Origin of the sequence: Anabaena sp. 90, assembly GCF_000312705.1 — a bacterium.
Classification (GTDB): domain Bacteria; phylum Cyanobacteriota; class Cyanobacteriia; order Cyanobacteriales; family Nostocaceae; genus Dolichospermum; species Dolichospermum lemmermannii.
Map to the genome: position 1 here is coordinate 2,906,353 of NC_019427.1, position 19,318 is coordinate 2,925,670.

16 protein-coding genes and 2 pseudogenes are annotated in these 19,318 nt (G+C 38.3%); 11 read left to right on the forward strand and 7 right to left on the reverse strand.

The features are described 5' to 3' along the window. Positions 1–376 precede the first annotated feature (376 nt). Both ANA_RS12635 and ANA_RS12640 read left to right on the forward strand, forming a co-directional pair. On the forward strand, positions 377–1,939 hold the full coding sequence (locus ANA_RS12635; RefSeq protein ID WP_015080451.1) for a serine hydrolase: 1,563 nt from the start codon (positions 377–379) through the stop codon (positions 1,937–1,939). Between the two features lie 95 nt (positions 1,940–2,034). Then, on the forward strand, positions 2,035–2,307 hold the full coding sequence (locus ANA_RS12640; RefSeq protein ID WP_015080452.1) for a ribbon-helix-helix domain-containing protein: 273 nt from the start codon (positions 2,035–2,037) through the stop codon (positions 2,305–2,307). On the opposite strand, the gene dprA is transcribed toward ANA_RS12640, so the two are convergent. The 6 genes from dprA to ANA_RS12670 form a co-directional block, all read right to left on the reverse strand. Beyond that, positions 2,304–3,419 (reverse strand): DNA-processing protein DprA, encoded by a 1,116-nt coding sequence (gene dprA / locus ANA_RS12645; protein ID WP_015080453.1) that lies wholly within the window; start codon positions 3,417–3,419, stop codon positions 2,304–2,306. The genes ANA_RS12640 and dprA overlap by 4 nt on opposite strands. Positions 3,420–3,508: 89 nt before the next feature. Next, complete coding sequence (locus ANA_RS12650; RefSeq protein ID WP_015080454.1) at positions 3,509–4,165, reverse strand: DUF2301 domain-containing membrane protein; 657 nt, start codon at positions 4,163–4,165, stop codon at positions 3,509–3,511. A gap of 72 nt (positions 4,166–4,237) precedes the next feature. Then, complete coding sequence (locus ANA_RS12655) at positions 4,238–4,966, reverse strand: ABC transporter ATP-binding protein (protein ID WP_015080455.1); 729 nt, start codon at positions 4,964–4,966, stop codon at positions 4,238–4,240. Positions 4,967–5,243: 277 nt separating this feature from the next. Further along, the gene (locus tag ANA_RS12660) at positions 5,244–5,471 is read right to left on the reverse strand and encodes an indolepyruvate ferredoxin oxidoreductase subunit alpha (protein ID WP_015080456.1); all 228 of its coding nucleotides are present in this window, start codon (positions 5,469–5,471) and stop codon (positions 5,244–5,246) included. Positions 5,472–5,555: 84 nt separating this feature from the next. Next, positions 5,556–6,761, reverse strand: a complete 1,206-nt coding sequence (locus ANA_RS12665) for an ATP phosphoribosyltransferase regulatory subunit (RefSeq protein WP_015080457.1) — start codon at positions 6,759–6,761, stop codon at positions 5,556–5,558. Beyond that, positions 6,761–7,693, reverse strand: coding sequence for a J domain-containing protein (locus tag ANA_RS12670; RefSeq protein ID WP_015080458.1), 933 nt, complete (start codon positions 7,691–7,693; stop codon positions 6,761–6,763). Before ANA_RS12670 ends, ANA_RS12665 begins: the two co-directional genes overlap by 1 nt. 274 nt (positions 7,694–7,967) lie before the next feature. On the opposite strand from ANA_RS12670, the pseudogene ANA_RS28545 reads away from it, so the two are divergent. The 9 genes and pseudogenes from ANA_RS28545 to ANA_RS12705 form a co-directional block, all read left to right on the forward strand. After that, positions 7,968–8,276, forward strand: a pseudogene (locus ANA_RS28545) (transposase); the annotation flags it as partial. Between the two features lie 24 nt (positions 8,277–8,300). Further along, positions 8,301–8,609: pseudogene (locus ANA_RS28550) on the forward strand (transposase); the annotation flags it as partial. 279 nt (positions 8,610–8,888) lie between these two features. Continuing rightward, positions 8,889–9,056 carry a hypothetical protein gene (locus ANA_RS24620; protein WP_371260342.1) on the forward strand — a complete coding sequence of 56 codons (168 nt, stop codon included), beginning with the start codon at positions 8,889–8,891 and terminating at the stop codon, positions 9,054–9,056. Between the two features lie 121 nt (positions 9,057–9,177). Continuing rightward, positions 9,178–10,134 carry a ribonuclease Z gene (locus ANA_RS12680; RefSeq protein WP_015080459.1) on the forward strand — a complete coding sequence of 319 codons (957 nt, stop codon included), beginning with the start codon at positions 9,178–9,180 and terminating at the stop codon, positions 10,132–10,134. Positions 10,135–10,184: 50 nt separating this feature from the next. Beyond that, positions 10,185–10,661: a thioredoxin-dependent thiol peroxidase gene (bcp, locus tag ANA_RS12685; RefSeq protein ID WP_015080460.1), complete on the forward strand. Its 477-nt coding sequence runs from the start codon at positions 10,185–10,187 to the stop codon at positions 10,659–10,661. 41 nt (positions 10,662–10,702) lie between these two features. Continuing rightward, positions 10,703–11,068, forward strand: a complete 366-nt coding sequence (locus ANA_RS12690; protein ID WP_015080461.1) for a four helix bundle protein — start codon at positions 10,703–10,705, stop codon at positions 11,066–11,068. A 39-nt stretch (positions 11,069–11,107) separates the two neighbouring features. Continuing rightward, positions 11,108–11,734 (forward strand): type I restriction endonuclease, encoded by a 627-nt coding sequence (locus ANA_RS12695; RefSeq protein WP_015080462.1) that lies wholly within the window; start codon positions 11,108–11,110, stop codon positions 11,732–11,734. Between the two features lie 13 nt (positions 11,735–11,747). Then, a complete protein-coding gene (locus tag ANA_RS12700; RefSeq protein WP_015080463.1) occupies positions 11,748–12,920 on the forward strand; it encodes an IscS subfamily cysteine desulfurase in 1,173 nt (390 codons plus the stop codon). 113 nt (positions 12,921–13,033) lie between these two features. Next, entirely contained in the window at positions 13,034–13,570 is a 537-nt protein-coding gene (locus ANA_RS12705; protein ID WP_051155184.1) for an amino acid permease, read from the forward strand. Positions 13,571–13,788: 218 nt separating this feature from the next. Here the strand turns inward: ANA_RS12705 and ANA_RS12710 are convergent, their stop codons facing one another. Further along, positions 13,789–19,224, reverse strand: a complete 5,436-nt coding sequence (locus tag ANA_RS12710; RefSeq protein WP_015080464.1) for a translocation/assembly module TamB domain-containing protein — start codon at positions 19,222–19,224, stop codon at positions 13,789–13,791. Between the last annotated feature and the right edge of the window lie 94 nt (positions 19,225–19,318).

Below are 19,318 nucleotides of genomic sequence, written 5' to 3' on the forward strand. Positions count from 1 at the left end.
GTCAAGTACCAGTAATACTTAATTACTTCTGGCTGTTGGCTAGGAGTCCGGGTAATATTAATTTTAGATACCTCAGCAATTAAAAATCAAAACTTGAAAATGAATAAAGATATCTGTGGTAAGGCTTCTAGCAATTTTGATTATGCAAATTGTCTGCATGGCAATTTTAATTTACATAATTTCATGTAAATCTTCTTACTGTTGACTAACCGTAATATTAAAAACGCCAATTTGGGTTATCATGTACCTAACTGATTACCCAAAAAGATAAATATAAAGTAGACTAGACACAAAAATGCTACTTAGTCCCAAAAGGTAAACTGAGTATCAAGGTGCATAAATTTACAATCTGGGTCGAGGGTGACAAGGAGTAGCTATGTCAGAAACGAGTGACAAACTCATACCTATATCACAAAGGCAACCTGTACAGCGTCGCCGGCGTAAACGTCCAGTCTCCAAGACAGGACAGAAAAAAGTTATCAATCAGCCGGCAGTTTCTAGCCCAAGAGAAGCGGCAGCATTGGCTTGTATAAATAATCATATCAGTTCTGCGCCTATCCCGTCTGGGGGGCGAAGACCAGCATCACGGAAGATGATGCCCCCAGGTGTTAAACCCGTCCCTACGGTCAAGAAGAATACTCAAATTTCGCCACCGGGGAATGTGAGATTAAAGACGGTACCCATGGAAAAGCCGAAAATAGCCAGAAAAGGATCACGCAAGACCAGGTTAAAACCCATGGCTAGAACCATGTTATATGCCTTGCGGTTGTTGATTGTCGGGGTGGGTGTCGGTGCGATTGTGGGTACGTTGTTGTCATTCCTAGACCCTGCTAATCGCATTAATTCAGTTATGTCGGTAGCTCAAACTACAACTTCTCAAAAATCATCTCAAAGTTCTAATACAAGCTTATATCTGGCTCAGGAAATTACTCCTTTAAAAAATTCTTTGCAAACTCTCACCACCGCTAATTCTGATTTGATACCAGGGGTGTTTTTATTAGATTTAGATAATGGTGGTTATATAGATATTAATAGTAATATAAGTTTTGCTGCGGCCAGCACGATTAAAATCCCGATTTTGATTGCTTTTTTCCAGGATGTGGATGGGGGTAAAATCCGCCTGGATGAAATGTTGACTTTGCAAAAGGAGATGATTGTCGGGGGTTCGGGAAATATGCAATATCAACCCACAGGCAGCAAATACACGGCTCTTGATGTAGCTACGAAGATGATTACAATTAGCGACAATACAGCCACGAATATGCTGGTCGCTAAATTGGGTGGACAAGAGGCGTTAAATGGGCGTTTTCGCAGTTGGGGACTGATAACGACGATGATTCGTAATCCTCTCCCGGATTTAGAAGGGACTAATACTACTAGTCCGCGAGAATTGGGGAATTTGATCTCGATGGTGAATCAAGGTAATATGGTGAGTATGCGATCGCGTGATTTAATTCTTAATATCATGAGTCGCACTGAACGAGATAATCTTTTACCTGCTGGCTTAGGAAAAGGCGCAAATGCTTATCATAAAACAGGTGATATTGGTACTATGTTGGCAGATGCGGGGTTGATTGATGTCCCGACAGGTAAGCGTTATATTGCCGCTATCATGGTAAAACGTCCCAATAATGATCCTCGCGCTGCAAAATTAATTAGTTCTATTTCTAGCGCTGCTTATCAACATTTTAGCCAAGCTACAGTCACACCCAGCAATCCAACAAATAATCAACCAGTTACTCAACCAATAACTCAACCAATAACTCCACCTATTTCTAATTATCAACCACCTGTTCCTCCTTTGATTCAGCAACCAATTCAACCACCACTGATGAATCCTACTATGCCTAATGGGATGGTTAATAATATGCCTGTAGGTAGTTATCCACCGCCTGTGATGACTCCACAATTGACTCCGCAATATTATCCACAACAATAAATAATTCCAAAAATAATTCAAAATTCGGTGTTGCAGAAAATGTGGGTTTATTGTTAGAACAGCGTTAAGGCTATCTATCAGATGGAGAATACATTATGAATATTCAAATTAAACCTGAAACAGAGGAATTAATACAAGCTTATATTGACACGGGGCGATTTGAAAATATAGAAGATGCAGTAAATGAGGCTTTTAGTTTGCTGCTGGACAGAGAAAGAAGACTGGAGGAACTACGGGGAAAAATAGCGGTAGGAACTGAACAGATTAAGAATGGACAAGTAACAGATGGTGAGGTAGTTTTTGCTAGACTACAAGCAAAAATTAAACTTGTTTGCGTAAATTTTATAACTTTCTCACCATTATTTTAACATTTTTGATATCGCATTCCTGGAAGTTGGGTAATTAAACCCATGAGTTCTAATTGTAATAAAGAACTAGAAACTAAAGCCGCATTCATACCTGTTTTTTGAATTATAAAATCAAAAGATAAAGCATCAATAGTTAAAGTATCTATGACTTGTTGTAATTCTGGTGGTAAGTTAGGAGGAGGGGATTTAATTATAGTAGTTTCTATATCTATTTGGGGAATCGCACCCAACAGGGTTAATAGTTCACTGAGTTCTTGATTAATTAAACCTGCACCTTGACTAATTAATTTTAAACAACCTTGGGATGGTTGATCATCAATTCTTCCTGGTAATGCGTAAACATCTCGACAAAATTCATTCGCATAAGTAGCTGTGATTAAAGCACCAGATTTTATTCCTGCTTCTATGACTAATACCGCACGACTTAAACCGGCAATGATGCGATTTCGACGGGGAAAATGGGTGCGGTTGGGTGTGGTTTTCGCAGGATATTCACTAATTACTATGCCAGATGTCAATATCTGTTTATATAAACTTTGATTTTTATAGGGATAAATAACATCTACTCCTGTTCCCACCACTGCGATTGTTCTTCCTCCGGCTTTCATTGCTGCTGCGTGACTTTCGGTGTCTATTCCTTCGGCCATTCCAGAAACAACGGTAAAACCATTTTTGGCTAATGCGGTACTAATTTGACGCGTCCATTTAATTCCATATTCTGTAGGTTGACGAGTTCCCACAATTCCCACTAAGGGTTTTTGTCCTGAATTTTCCTGTAAATCAACTTCTCCCCGATAGTACAATAATGGGGGTGGACTGGGGATTTCTCGCAGTAATTGGGGATATTCTGAGTCTGCTGGTGTCCAGAAATGGGGGTTTATTTGTTGGTGTTGAATGAGGAGTTGTTCTGGGTTTAAACGGGATTTTTGTTGAACAACTTTTTCTAATGTTTGAAATCCGAAACCTTCAACTTTTCGTAATTCTCCAGGACTGGCTTTCCAAGCTGTTTCTAAATTACCAAAGTGCTGTTGTACTCTTTGTAGTAATATCGGACCAATTCCCGAAATTTGCGACCAGGCTAACCAATATTTACGTTCTTCTGTGTTTGACATAGGAAATTAAGATTTTTAGAATGATTTAACGCAGATAAACGCAGATGGACGCGGATGAATACGGATGATTTTTATTCTGTGCAATTAGATTAAACTTTTGCTAAATGTTGATTTTTTAAATAATCAAATACTGATTTATCGCCAATGTCGGGAGGAATGGGTTGGATAATTTTTCTCACAGCAAATATTAAGAATAAAATTGCCCAAGTTGCTAATAAAATCGGTTCTGCTTGTGTTGATAAAATTCCGGTTAAATGTCCTAATAGTAGTAAGGGAACAAGGGGGGTTAAGATTTTGGTTTCTAAACGATGGAAACAAAAACCTTCTTTGAAAAAAATTCCTGTTAAAGCTGCAAAGGTAAAACCAATTCCTAATATGGTTAGGGGTTGATTATAAATAGTAATTGCAAATGCTTGACTATCACTATGTCCAAAAATAAAGGCACAAATGCTGCCAATTATCCAAAAAACTTGGAGAATTCGGTGCAAAAATGCCATGTAAATATGAATAGTTAATAAACTAACTCCAAGTGCAATACTAAAACAGGTGTAGAGAGGGGTCAGGGCGGCAATTGCAGCGGGTTGGGGATAGAATAGGACTAAACCGCTACCAATGGCAAAACACAGGGCTGCTATCATTAATCCTGCCCGATAAATTATCACACTTTGGCGATCGCTTTGGGTAATTGTAAATTCGCCAAATTGACCTTGATATACTTCCGGTGATGATATTGTTTGTGTAGTCATATTCATATTCCTTAATAGTATAGTCTTTAGATCCCCGATTTCTTGAAGAAGTCGGGGATCTTGTTTTTGTTTTCAATGTCTCTTTCCAGCACCTAAATATAATTCTCCCACTTTTGGATCATTTAATAATTCTCTACCTGGTCCTGACATAGCATCTTTCCCTGATTCTAACACATAACCACGATCTGCCATCTCTAAGGCTTTTCTGGCATTTTGTTCGACTAAAACTATCGCAGTCCCTGATGCTTTGATTTGTTTAATTTGCTCAAATACTTGAGTTACCAAAATGGGCGATAATGCGGCGGAAGGTTCATCTAAAAGCAGTAAACTCGGTTCTAACATTAATGCTTTTCCCATTGCTAACATTTGCCTTTCTCCACCGGAAAGAGTTCCCGCGCGTTGACGACGGCGATCGCTCAATCGGGGAAACATATTGTATATTTTATCTTTAAGAGGTTTTAATGGGATATTCCGCACAAAAGCCCCCATTTCTAAGTTTTCATCTATGGTTAAAGATGGAAAAACATTAGCAATTTGCGGAACATAAGACATTCCTTTGGCGACAATTTGATTTGATTTTAAACCAATTAAATTTTTCTCTTTAAAGGTAATAGTTCCAGTATGAGGTGTTAAAAGTCCAAAAATAGTTTTTACTAAGGTGGATTTACCTGCACCATTGGGACCAATGACTGTGACTAATTCTCCTGGTGCAATGTGAAAGTTGATACCTTGCAAAATATCTACATCTTTAATATATCCAGCGTGGACATTTTCTACTTTTAATAAATAGTTATTAGTCATTTGTGATTAGACATTTGTAGGGATTTGGTAATGCTTACTCCTGTCAACTGAAGCTTAAAATAGCTTATCTGTTAGCTGACCTACCCGCCCGGAAATAAATTTCCGGTCTTATAGCTAAAGTGCGTTAAAACGCACTCTAATTACCTAAAAATCAACCTTCATGTTTTCAATTGAAGAAATAAGGACACAATAGTCGGTTTTAACCGACTTTAGCTATAAGACAGGGAATTTATTCCCTGGATTCTGGATTCTGGATTCTAGATTCTGGAACTTCTGACTATGCTGTGATTTTTTGCAATTCTGGTCTTTCTTCTGGTAAAATCGCCTCTTCCACTGGGCAAACTGCTATACAAATGCCACAATCTATACAGGTAGCGAAGTCAATCCAGTACCAACCTGTACCTTTAACGTTTTTCCCTGGACCTTCATGAATACAAGCTACAGGACAAGCACTTACGCAGTCAGCAACACCTTCACAAACGTCTGTAACAATGGTATGTGGCATTTTTTCCGATTCCCTCTTTTTTGTCAGTCTCTCTTGTTCTACTCCTGTAGGGGTTTAGCATTGCTAAACCCCTACAACTCCTTTTTAACATCCTGCTTCGATGGTATGTGAGCCATCGGCTTTAATCCAAGCAATTTGGGCAATGGTGCGATCGCTTGCATATTGACGAATCGCCTCTGCGTCCCTATCTCCCAAATCTATTTCTACTCTAATTAAATCAGAAGAATTACGTAATTTCTCAGCATAGGCAAAAGCCGCAGCTTCAGCGCCGGGGGTTTCTGGGACGACTAACCAATTACTAGCGGGGATATCCTGGGGTAGTTGCTGATTTAATAGGAGAATTTGGTATAAATCATCAATATTCAGTTCAAAGCCGATACCGGGAATATTTTCTTTTTGGGGATGATATAAACCTAGTAATTGGTCATAACGACCACCACTTCCTAAAATCTGTGCTTGGGAATTTGTCTCACTAACTACTTCAAAAACAATGCCTGTGTAGTAGTCAATGGTTTGAATTAGGCTCAAATCAAGGATTAAAGGAAATTTGCCATCTAGTAATGCTACTAGGGATTTGAGGTTATTTATTGCCTCATGCTGGTCTGGTTCTAGATGTAAACTGCTGACTTTTTCTAAAACCTCTCGACTATCACCCCGCAAATCCAACATGATTTTAGCGCGTTGGCGGAGTTCTTCGCTCAAAGGTAAGGTATCAATAGCTATACTATCCAAATTAGCGATCGCCCTGCGGACTTGATTTCTGATTTCCGGGGGAAAAGCATTCAGCAAAGAACGAGTAATTCCCGCTTCCCCTAAAATTAACCGCCACCCTTGTAAACCCAATGCTGTTAAACAATCTGCGACTAATAGCAATACTTCCGCATTGGCTAATAATCCCCCCGCACCCAGTAACTCCACCCCAGCTTGATAATACTCTTGCTGACGATTATGGCGGCCTTCCCAATTACGGCGGAAAACATTAGCGTTGTAATATAGTCGCTGGGGATAGGTCGCATCTGTCATGCGAGTCACCACTGTGCGGGCGATAGAGGCAGTCAATTCTGGACGCAATCCCAATTCTTCATTTTGACTATTTTGGAGTTGAATCACCATGGGACGCTGAATTGCTTCACCTGCCATGAGGGTATCCATTCGTTCCAGAGTTGAGGTGATAATCCTGTGATATCCCCAACGTTGAAATACTTGTTCTAATCTATCTTCAATCCAGCGTTTTTGCGCCACATCTAAAGGTAGTAGATCCCTTGCTCCCGCTGCTGGTTGATACACCATTATTTTTTCTTCCCACCAAACAAACCACCAAACAAACCACTTTTTCCAGACTTATCTGGTTGCTTCTCTTCAGTTTTAGAAGCGGAACTCCCTTGAGAACCACTGTTTCTAATTCCTAAAGCTTGATCTACCTTGGGTTTCCATTCCAAAGCGATTTTTTCATTAGGATCTATTTTCAGGGCATTATCAAAGTGAATTTTTGCCATTTTCAGTTGATTTTGCCGTAAATATACCATTGCGATTAAACTATGGCAACGACTATTTTTCGGCTCTAACTTTAGGGCTTCCTGTAATTCTACTTTGGACTGGGACAATTGGTTTGTTTCTAGCAAATTTTGAGCGCGACGCAGGTATTGTTCTACTGGTGAATCTTCTTCGGGTGGTAAGGTTAGAGTTGGTGGTAAATTTGGGGCAGAACCTTGAGGTTGACTAGATGGGGGCTGATTCGTTGACCCTCCTGCCACCCGCATCAGGTAAACTAGATTTAGCTCACTAATTTGAGCGATAATTTGGGATGCTTGTTGCAAATCACTAAATTGAGTTTCGGCAATTTTAGCGATCGCTTCCTGATAGGACATACTAATATTAGGCGCAGTTATCAATTGCTGGGCTAGTTCCGTTTTTAATCTGATTGCTCCTGGTTGTTGTGCAAACCGTTTGCCCATTTGTGATAAAATAAACAAGTATTCAGCCCGATTGGCTTCTACCGACAGCTTTTTATAAGCCGGGTTAACTAGCTTTGCAAACAGTTGATTAGCTATATCTTTTTCTAATGCACCCACTACCTTGGAACTATCTGGGTGTAAGCGCCGGGCAATTTGTAAATAACGTTTACGTATTTCTGGAAATTCAGCATTAACTGGCACACACAAAATTGCGTGATGATCTATGAAATCATAGATAAATAATCCACCATCTATTTTTAACGACATCTTTATTACAAGTATTGCACCACAGCATATTCTTTTTAGTTTACAGGGAATAATAGAGAGTTGCAAATCTAGTCATAACCAAAAAGTTGAATCAGAGAAACTACGGTGCGGACACATATTTAATAAACCCCACCCTAACCCTCCCCTTGGTAAGGGGAGGGAACTGAATTTTCCGGTTTCCCCCCTTAGCCCGGATTTCTCACAAAGAAAAGAAAAAAAGGGGTCAAAAACTGCGAAAATGTATATCTAAAAAGCATTTCAGCAATTATAAAATATGACCCCAATAAGAACAGATAGTACACCAAAACAGTTCACTTTTAAACAAGAAAAACTCCCTCCAGTAGTAGTGAATTTCCAGGGTGGTAAAGTAACATCGGATGCAGGTCTAAGTTTAATTGCGGAAATAGACCGAAAATTGCAAATAACATCACGTTTAGCTTTGGGTTTCCAAGACTACAGAAAGCCAAATAAGACGTTACATCCCATAGAAAGCTTATTAACACAACGGATATATGGCTTAATCATGGGATATGAAGACTTAAATGACCATGAAGAATTACGTCATGATCCCATGTTCGCACTGGCATTAGGAAAAAGCATTAGTCAAGAGAAGGAACAACAATTAGAATTATTTAGTGATAGAACCAGTACCCATACATTTGCAGGTAATCAATTACGTTTGTGGTTCTCTTCCATTGCTTATGTTTTGATGAATGCTTTGCGAAATAAATGTTTAGTTAAAACTGAATTACAGAATGCTCAAGTTGGGACTATCCGTACCAAGTTGTTGAAGTTAGGAGCTTTGATTACAATAACAACTAGACGAGTTTTAATTGCGATTAATAGTTCTTGTCCCTATCAGCATATTTATGCTACTGCTTACCGTTGTTTGCAGTTGTTACCCAATCCTGGTTAATTCTTTTGGGACGATTATTACGCTCATTTTTAGCTTTAATTTAGGGTGGGGATAAAAGTTTTTTCTTCACTCTGTTTTCAGATGCCTAATTTTACTATTAAATTATTTATATCAGTATATATTGCCTGAATAGCTCTTGATATTTAACTGAGTTTCTCAAATATATACTTAGAAGATTTCCTTTTTTCATCTTTGCTATTTATGTATCAAATAAACTTCCTTTTTTTCGCTTTTTATGAATATTTTTTTTCGCTTGTGAGAAATCCGGGTCTAAGCATTATGGATAATGGTTTAGGAATTAACTCATCAAAAGAAGGTTGGGGGACAAAACAATTTAAAAATTTAGCCCAACAAATTAAAGGTAAATTTAGGCGAGTTTCCCTTTATCCTCAAGGTACTCTTTGTGAATTATCTTGGCCTTTAGCAAATTCTTTTTGGTGGCAATAAAAACTAGGAAAATTAGAAAATCTTGATATTTTACTTTTTCTCAAATAGCTGACTGTGCCAATACTGTGCCAAGATAGAGAATCAACAACTATATTGAGCAAAAGGACAGCTAAAAAACGCCGTGCAGATTACATTTTTAGGGACTAGTTCCGGTGTACCTACAAGATCACGCAACGTTTCCAGCGTGGCACTGAGGTTACCACAACGAGCAGAATTGTGGTTATTTGACTGTGGGGAAGGAACTCAGCATCAAATTTTGCGGAGTGATTTAAAAGTTAGCCAACTATCCCGAATTTTTGTCACCCATATGCACGGTGATCATATTTTTGGCTTAATGGGATTGCTTGCCAGTTGCGGTTTAGCAGGTAATGTAGACAAAATTGATATTTATGGTCCATCGGGATTAAACGAATACTTACAAGCCGCTTCCCGTTACTCTCATACCCATTTTTCTTACCCCATTAAAGTGCATACTGTGCAGTCGGGGGTAGTTTATGAAGATGATGAATTTACAGTTAGCTGTGGTCTTTTACATCACCGCATTCCTGCTTTTGGCTACCGAGTAGCAGAAAAAGATAGAACCGGACGCTTTGATATAGACAAAGCCAAAGCCTTAGAAATTCCTTCAGGTCCAATTTATGGACAACTCAAGCGCGGTGAAACAGTCACCCTGGCAGACGGAAGAGTAATTAATGGCAGTGAATTATGTGGTTCCACAGAAATTGGTCGGAAAATTGCCTATTGTACAGATACAGTTTATTGTGATGGTGCAGTACAATTAGCACAAGATGCAGATGTGTTAATTCATGAAGCAACGTTTGCTCATCAAGATTCAGAAATGGCTTTTCAGCGGTTACATTCTACAACCACAATGGCCGCGCAAACAGCATACATTGCCGGAGTTCGCAAACTGATTATGACACATTTTAGCCCCCGCTATGCTCCAGGTAATACCATTGAATTAAAAGACTTACTTAAAGAAGCAAAGGCAATTTTTCCGAAAACAATTATGGCTCATGATTTTATGGTTTATGATGTCCCTCGCAGACGAGAAATTGAATCCAGTGTGAGTGCCTAATTTCACTATAATTTTCATCTATTCCCAATTTATCACCCTCTAACTAATATATGAGCAATATTCCCCAAATTGGCCAAACTGCACCAGATTTTTCGACCCCAGACCAAAACAATAATTTAGTTAATATTGCCGATCTAAATCAGTGGCTAGTTCTCTATTTTTACCCTAAAGATAATACACCTGGCTGCACCACAGAAGCTCAAGACTTTACAGAATTATCCTCAGAATTTACTACAGTAGGCGCGAAAATTATCGGCGTTAGTCCCGACTCTGCCGCATCTCATTGTGAATTTATTGACAAACACAATTTATCAATTACCCTCTTAACTGATCCTAAACATCAATTAATAGAAGCTTATGGTGCATGGCGTTTAAAGAAGTTTATGGGTAAAGAATATATGGGGGTTGCCCGTTCCACCTTCCTGATTTCACCTAATAAAAGCATCGCCTACGCTTGGCCGAATGTCAAAACAAAAGGTCATGCTGAAGCTGTACTTAAAAAAATCAAGGAATTAGCAGCTATTTAAACTTTTATCAAACAGGAGTCAGGAGTCAGGAGTTAGAATAAATGCAACCTGCGAGAACATTTGAAGATTTAATAGTTTGGCAAAAAGCACATCAATTTGTGTTAGAAGTATATCAGATAACTGGGAATTTTCCTAAATCCGAAATATATGGACTCGCTTCTCAATTTAGACGCGCATCAATTTCTATTCCTGCAAATATCGCTGAGGGCTTTAAGAAAAAAGGAGATTTAGATAAAGTAAGATTTATGAATATTGCACAAGCTTCTCTGGAAGAATGTAGATACTATCTTATTCTCACAAAAGATTTAGGATATGCTAATACATCAGAATCAATGTTAAAACTACAAGAGGTTAGTAGATTATTAGATAGTTATGCAAAAGCTATTCTCAACAATTCTACCTCCTAACTCCTAACTCCTGACTCCTGACATCCTATTATTTGTATTATGGTTCAGTTCATCCAAGCACAAAATATAGGCATTGCCTATTTAGAAGAAAGATTTAGTTTAGAACAAACCGACAGTGAAGCGTTTTTTCCTGAATGGTGGGAACATTTGCCAGAAATTTCTGATTTAGAAAAGCAATATCTAGACAAAGTAAAATTTCATTTTCTCCGATTGGTTAAACATCCTCCTTTATCAGAAGAAACCGTAAAGTTAGTTGTTTTATCTCCCTTACTCAGTTTAGCTGGATTTTATGATGAACCTTTCTTGATTAGAAGTGAATCATCAATAGAAATTGCCGTCGAAAATGAAGACGAAGTTATCAGAGGCCGAATTGATGTTTTAGTGATTCAGCAACAATTATGGTTATTGGTAATTGAATCTAAAAAAACTGCTTTTTCCCTTGCACAAGCCATACCTCAAGCACTTACTTATATGCTGGCTAATCCTCATCCTGATTATCCTGTATATTCATTAGTCATTAATGGAGAAGATTTTCAATTTATCAAACTTCTGCAAAAAGATCAACCTAGATATGCTTTGTCAGACAGATTTACTTTGTATCGTCGAGAAAACGAACTTTATCAAGTTTTCCGAATCTTAAAAAAACTAAGTCAAATTTTGAATTAACTCTGAATTAATTATGTCCAGTCGTCCTATCTATCTCGATTGTCATGCTACTACCCCCGTTGATGAAAGGGTAATGGCTGCTATGATTCCCTATTTTACCGAAAAGTTTGGTAATGCGGCGAGTATTAGCCATATTTACGGTTGGGAATCGGAAGCTGCTGTTAGACAAACACGGGAAATTTTAGCAAAAGCAATTAATGCTACCCCCGAAGAAATTGTTTTTACCAGTGGTGCAACGGAAGCAAATAATTTAGCTATTAAAGGTATTGCTGAGGCTTATTTCCAAAAAGGTCAGCATATTGTGACTATTGCCACGGAACATAAAGCAGTTTTAGATCCTTGCGAATATTTAAAAAGTCTTGGTTTTGATATTACAATTTTGCCAGTACAAAAAGATGGACTAATTGATTTAAATCAGTTAGCAAAAGCTTTGCGTCATGATACAATTTTAGTATCTGTAATGGCTGCAAATAATGAAATTGGGGTTTTACAACCAATAGCCGAAATTGGAGAAATGTGCCGGCAAAGGCAAATTATTTTGCACACAGACGCAGCCCAAGCTATTGGTAAAATCCCTTTAGATGTAGAAGAGATGAATATTGATTTAATGTCTCTCACAGCCCATAAAGTCTATGGACCAAAGGGAATTGGGGCTTTATATGTCCGCAGACGTAACCCTAGAGTTAAACTTGCTTCCCAACAACATGGGGGAGGACATGAAAGAGGAATGCGTTCTGGGACTTTATACACACCGCAAATTGTCGGTTTTGGTAAAGCTGTAGAAATTGCTGATTCAGAACAAGAAACCGAAAATCACCGATTAACAGCATTAAGAGCAAGATTGTGGCAACAGTTATCTACTGTCGGGGGAATTCATGTAAATGGACATCCTCAAAACCGATTAGCAGGAAACTTAAATATTAGTGTGGAAGGTGTAGATGGTGCAGCACTTTCATTAGGGTTACAATCAACAGTAGCGGTATCTTCGGGTTCTGCTTGTTCTTCTAATAATGTTGCCCCTTCCTATGTGTTGAAAGCATTGGGACATTCGGATAAATTAGCTTATGCTTCCATGCGATTTGGGATGGGGAGATTTAATACAGTTGAGGAAATTGATCAAGTTGCCAACCAAGTAATTTCTACCATTCAAGGTTTAAGAAGTGCTTCAGTAGTTAGTTTTCAGTAGCAATTATTAGTTAATTTGTCATAAATCTGCCAGAATTGTTATATTCTGTAAACTTAGGTTTGAGTTTACTTTCAGACAAGTATCAATTAACTTATTTACTAAGTGGACTTTTTATGTCCTTTTACCCACAGGTTAAAGAATTTTTTCTCGGTAAATCCTTACCAACAAGCGAGGCAATATCTGATGGGGTGTTAGCTTTTAAACCTCCAGAATCGAAAAATGCTCGGCTGACTTTGTTGTATTTAGGAGTAATTTTGGGATTCATGTTTGTAGGTATCACTTACTTGGCAAACATTTATCATATTGTTCCCGGAGAAGGACAAACAGTAGTTTCTCTTTTGGGGAGAGCAATTTTGGGAACAGGGCCTGTTTACTATTTCCTGCAAGTTGTTACCCTGTTGGTTTTGATGTTAGCTGCTAATACCAGTTATGCAGATTTTCCCAGACTGTGTTATTTTTTAGCCAGAGATGGATTTTTACCCCGCCAATTGTCTCTATTAGGCGATCGCTTGGTCTACTCTAACGGGATTATTCTCCTTAGTACCTGTGCAGGAATTTTAGCCATTATCTTCAAAGGTCAAGTTAACGCCATTATCCCTCTCTACGCAGTTGGTGTATTTACTTCCTTTACCTTATCGTTCAGTAATTGAGCCAATTGTAGATTTTATTGGTCAGTTCCAGGAAAGTCACTCAGGTGTTTTCACAACTATCATTATTCCCGTTTTTGTCCCTCGAAATTGGTGGGATAGTATTTTACATAACCAAACAACTTTGTTTTTGAAGACTGCTTTACGAGCAAACAAGAGTCGTATTGTCACAACTGTTAGATATTACTTGTGATTATTGGTAATTATCAATGATCAATTTTTTAAAACCTCCGTTCAAACTCAATTACAGCCCGGGTATCATCAGTTAAATTAGTGGAAGAACGAAGACGAAATTGATTATTTATCCGGTAATTAATCCCCCATTGTAAAGGATCATTTGCTGTTAAAATCTTAATAGTAGAAAGGGAAAATTTCGGAGAAATATCAATTCCGGCTTCTAAAGCTAATTCTAAAGATGAGTTATTTCTTCCCGCTTCTGGTCTTTCCGAAACAATAGTCGGAAATATCCGCAATTCACTTAAACCAAAAGCATCACCAATTTCATTAAATGCACCTTGGAAATTACTGAAAACAGCCGAACTAGCAATATTAATTAAACCCAGATTACTGTCACTACGTCCTTGATTGTCAATAAGTCCACCTCCTAACAAAGTGACAATTTGTGTTTGTGAACGAGAAGGATTACTTTTTAGTTGTAAGTTATCATTAATTTGACTAGCTAAACCATTAATACTGGCTTCAACTCGGACTGTTTCCAACCCGGCTAAACCTGTAGAACCTTGTCTGCTAATATCACTATTTTGAGTTACATCTAGAATCTTCGCAAATAGCCGAATATCCAAATTAGGATCACGGGGTTGACGAGGGCTAAAAGTAGCGGTGTGTTCATGACCTTTTGCTAAATTTAATTGGGTAGTAAATAAATTTACTGCACCTTTATTTAACTTAATAGTTCCTTCTGGTATCGGTTCAACTAAAGAACCGTTAACAATTAGATCTCCAGAAGCTTGGAATTTAAAAACTGGTGATTTGACAATTTGGATATTTCTACCTAATTTTAATCCTAAATTATTTAACCTAGTAATTTTATTTTCTGGATCTGGTTTGTTTTGGTTGCCAATTTTATTAGCTGCTGAATTCTCATCTGGAGATTCTGTTAACAATACTTGACCATCAAATAATTCTATATTACCGCCAATTATTGGTTTCAGAATAGAACCAGTAATTTCTAAATTACCATTAGCACCTCCTTGATATAACCCCTTGAGATTTAAAACTAATTGTTTTAAAGTCACAATTAGCGGCACATCTATTTTGGTATCTCGACTATTAAAAATTGGCAATTCTCCAGCAGCTTGAATATTACCATCACTAAATTTACCTTCGAGACTTTTTATAAACACACGGGTTAAATCAAAAATTGCTTTACCATTCACATTGGTTAACTTTCCTGGTAAGGTTGGGGATCTAAAAGTAGCATTATCGAGAGAAGCAGTTCCTTTAACGAAAGGTTGTTGTTGAGTTCCCCGAACTTTTAAATCTAATTCCCCTTGTCCTTTTTCAAAAGATATCTCATTAGTAAACAGATTGAGAATTGTTAAACCTTCATTTTTGACATTGATATCTAAGGTAATTTGATTACTGTTTGATTTTTCAGAAGCAAAGGGCAAAGTATAGGGAATACTACCATTAATATTTGCAGGTTCAGTCCCTACTCCCACTCCCGTTACCTGACTACCAAAGTTTAAACGTCCGTCAGCATAACTGAAACTAGTATTAGCTGATTCCACTGATTTCTGATCAATTGTTCCTTCTGTAATGTTTAATTCTCCTCTAGCTTGAGGATTGATAATACTCCCAGCTATTGCTGCGGTAATATTCAGCTTACCGCCAATTCCCAGTGGCAGTTTCACCAAATTATTTAGTCGCTGAATGGGAAAGTTTTCGATTTTCAATTGACCTGATTGCGCCTGACCACCAATGTTACCTGTAAAGGCAATTATTTTTTGCTGAGATTGAATTCGTAAAGGTCGGAACCGGAAAATTCCTTCTTCAAAACTACCTTTAGCTATGACTTGTTCCGCACGATAAAAGCGGCTTGGTTCTGTTGATTTACCCCAGGTGAAGTTTTCTCCTTGGAGGTTAAATTTTATCCTGGGTTCGTCCGTTGTGGCAGTATTAATAAAAATATTCCCATTCAAAATCCCCTTTAAGTCTCTTAAATCTGGGATAGGTTTAGCCGTAGACCGTTGTTGTTGTTGGGTAGTTAGTAGGGTATCAATTTCTGATAACCGTTGGATTTGGGTCAATAGAGACTCTAAAGGTAATCCTTGGGAGTTGGTGGTTAAGTCCGCAGACTTGCCGTAAGTCGGTGCTTTTAAACCACGTTGGAAGTCTTCTATGTCAAAGATTTGAGCCGCATTCAAAAAGTCTTGAATGTTGCCTTTTTCAATGTTGATTTTTGCTCGCAGTTGCGGTTTTTTTGCCCACGGTTTGATATTGGCATCAAAGCTATATCTGCTTTCACCTTTGCGAAGTTCGCTATCACGAAGGACGAATGTATTGTTATCATAGCGCAGTTCGGTCCTAAAGCGATCGCCTTTAATCCGGCCAAGTTCGGGTTTTTCAATGGCTATATTTCCTGCTGTGGCTAATGTCTGCGAATTAATTTGCAAATTTGCTGTTAATAATCCTCTCACTCCTCCCGGACTTAAAGGAGTATTCGCTGGTACAGCTATATTTAAAGCTTTCAATGGGAAATTAGCCACATTCACACCCCAGTCAGATCCCGTTGCTGCACCTGATAGCAATGCTTGTTGCCACTGAACTAAAAACGATTTGGGGCGATTGTTACCATCTAAATTAATTGCTATCCGTTCCTTTACACCTGCAACATCTAAACTTAACCCCTGTCCTGATCCAGAATTCACATTACCAGTCAATAATGGTTCAAAAGCAAATTCCTGAACTTGGAAATTCCGTAACCCCAACTTACCTATAATATTTGGTGCAGTGGGTTTTCCTGTCACTTGTCCGCTAAAATCTAAGTTGCCAGCAATATCCGCAGTATCAGGTAGTTGCACTGGCAACCGTTGCAGACTATAATTTTTTGCCTGAACATTAAAATTTAATTGCGTAATTTCTGGGATACCTGCTTTCTTAGCATTAGCTAATAAATAACCTTTAGCTTGAAAGTTAGCATTATTAGAACTATCAACAGTTAGCTTTTCTCCATTCCACCCGATATCAGCTTGAATAGGTGAATCAAAACCTTGTAAACCTTGACTAAAGCGCACCTGACCAACAGCAGCCACATCTGCTAATTTAGAAGCAGTCACATTTCCCGATACTTGCAACTTTCCTCCCAACTGTCCTTTTAACTGCTGATTGAAAGGGTTTAATTGTAAACCTGAAGTAGCCAACAATGCTTGATAATTACCATTATTAAGTTGAATAGAAGAGGCTGTAACTGTACCACTTGGTAATTTCAAGCTGCCTTTTCCCTCCCCTTGAATAGTTTCTGGTTGGAACGACTCGACCGAACCAGTTACTTGCAACTGACCGGCTATATTTCCTTGGAATTGTGGTGGTACAGATGCTAACTTTGTCAGGGGGACATTTTCCGCTTGAATTTTCGCCTGATAGCGACCTTCTGCAACTTGAATATTAGCAGCTTTAATTCTCCCTCCACCAACAGAGAGGAATCCTTCACCTGTTCCAGCAAAGGTTTTGAGGTTAAAATTTTCCCTATTACCGACAATAGTGAAATTACCTGCGAGGAGATTATTTAAAATTGGGTTAGCCTGTTTTAAAATTGTTCCTAAACGTAAATCTTTCCCAACTAATAAAGTTGTAAAATTTTGGTCTTGTAACTTAATTTGCGAAATATTAACTGTGCCACCAGCAATGTTGATATTGGCATTTTTAGGAATAATCGTCTCTATTTGAAATGGTGAAGAATTTCCTGATAATTGCAAATTACCGTTAAATTCTACCCCAGCTAGAGAAATATTTTCCTGCTGTTTTTGGTCAACAAAAGATGCTAATTTAATCTTGCTAGATTGAGCCGAAGCTTGCCAACGCTTGCTATCATGACTATAAATACCACTACCATTCACTACACCTCCACCAACAGTTGCAACTACATCACGAAAAGAAACTGTGCGGTCAGGATTAATAATACTTGTCCCTGTTACTGGATATTGGGCTTGAGGAGCTTGCCATTTAACGAAAGTGTGGGTATTATCAGCTACACCTTTTATTTCTGCGGTGGCTGTGATCATGCCAATGGGGAATCCTGTTTTGATATTATATACTTGAGCGATCGCATCCCCTGGCATATTTTCCGCTCGGAGTTGAAAATTCAGTGCAGATACTTTACCAAGTTTAATAATTCCCCCGCCTTTAACCTCACCCCCATAGGTAGTTTTGCCTTGAATATCCGTAATTCTCAGGAGAGATTTACTACTAATAAGCTCAAATTTACTACTAACTTTCCCAAAATCAACTTGATCAATTCGAGCAGTTTTCAACGTCCTCACATTACCAGATAGCACTGGTTTAGTAGTTGCTCCCATTAGCTGCAAATCGGCTTGAGCTATACCACTCACAGGAAATGGTAACTTTACCTTTAAAGTTGCTTGAGCATTGGCCAAACTTACCGCATTCACACGTGCTTTTAAATTAAACCCTGCTTGTTGATCAATAGTCCCCGATGTTGTGAACGGGATTTGTCCGTAGTTTGTGACTATATTATCTAATTTAATTACCAGTCCATCAAAAATGAGATTTCCCTGACTATGATTGAATAATTCGGGGATTTTTGCGATTTGTAGTGTTACCCCCTCCATCATAGCATTGCCATAGAGTAAGGTTTTCTGCTTTGGTGTTATCTTAATTCGCAAATCACCATTTACTCTCCCACTTTGTAAAGTCAGTGGTAAAGTTACAAGCCGAGTAATATCTGCGGACAGGAGATTTTGCCCTCGCACTCGAAAATCCCCTGCTAAAACTTTCTGAGGAATTAAATCTCCGACAATGGAAATATCACCCCCACTTACTGCCTTAGCAGCCAAGTCTAATTTAATTAGTTTATTTTGATTTAAGAGTTGAGCAGTTCCATTAATCCCAGAAAATTTTACAGGAACTTGTAAAGAAAAATCTCCCCCCATTTTTCTCGGTACTAATACCAAATTTGCATCCCGAAACCGTAACTTATCCAAATCAGTTTTAATCAATCCCTTACCAGTACCTGGGGTGATAGTAGTCGTTAACCAGCGGGCTTGGGGATCTTGTTGAATATAAACATCTGGATTAATTAAAGTTACATCTAATCGGAGATTGCGGTTAATAACTAACTTCCAAATATCAAAACCTACATCTACTGCTTTGATATTTGCCCTATCTGGATCTGTGGCTGTAGCGGGAATCTCAGAAGCGGCAAACTGAACGCCAGTCAGGGAAAAGGACTCAATTGCTCCCAGTTTTACCGGACGGTTGAGAGTAGTAGTCAGACTTTGGGTAGCTAATGGTACTAGTTCCTGGTAAACAAAATTCTGCAATCGCCAAATACTGAAAATAATTCCTATCAATAGCAAAGCACCTACACCTAAACAACTACGGTTCAATATCATTAACCATAGAAGCCTAAGCCCAGAATCAGCGGGGCGAGAATTTTGACTAGGAGAGTTAGACATAGGTTTTCACTCTTGGATTACCAGATATCTGGAAGAATACAAAATACTAATTTTGACATAATTTTACGTTTAACTACTAGTAGTTTGTTGTAGT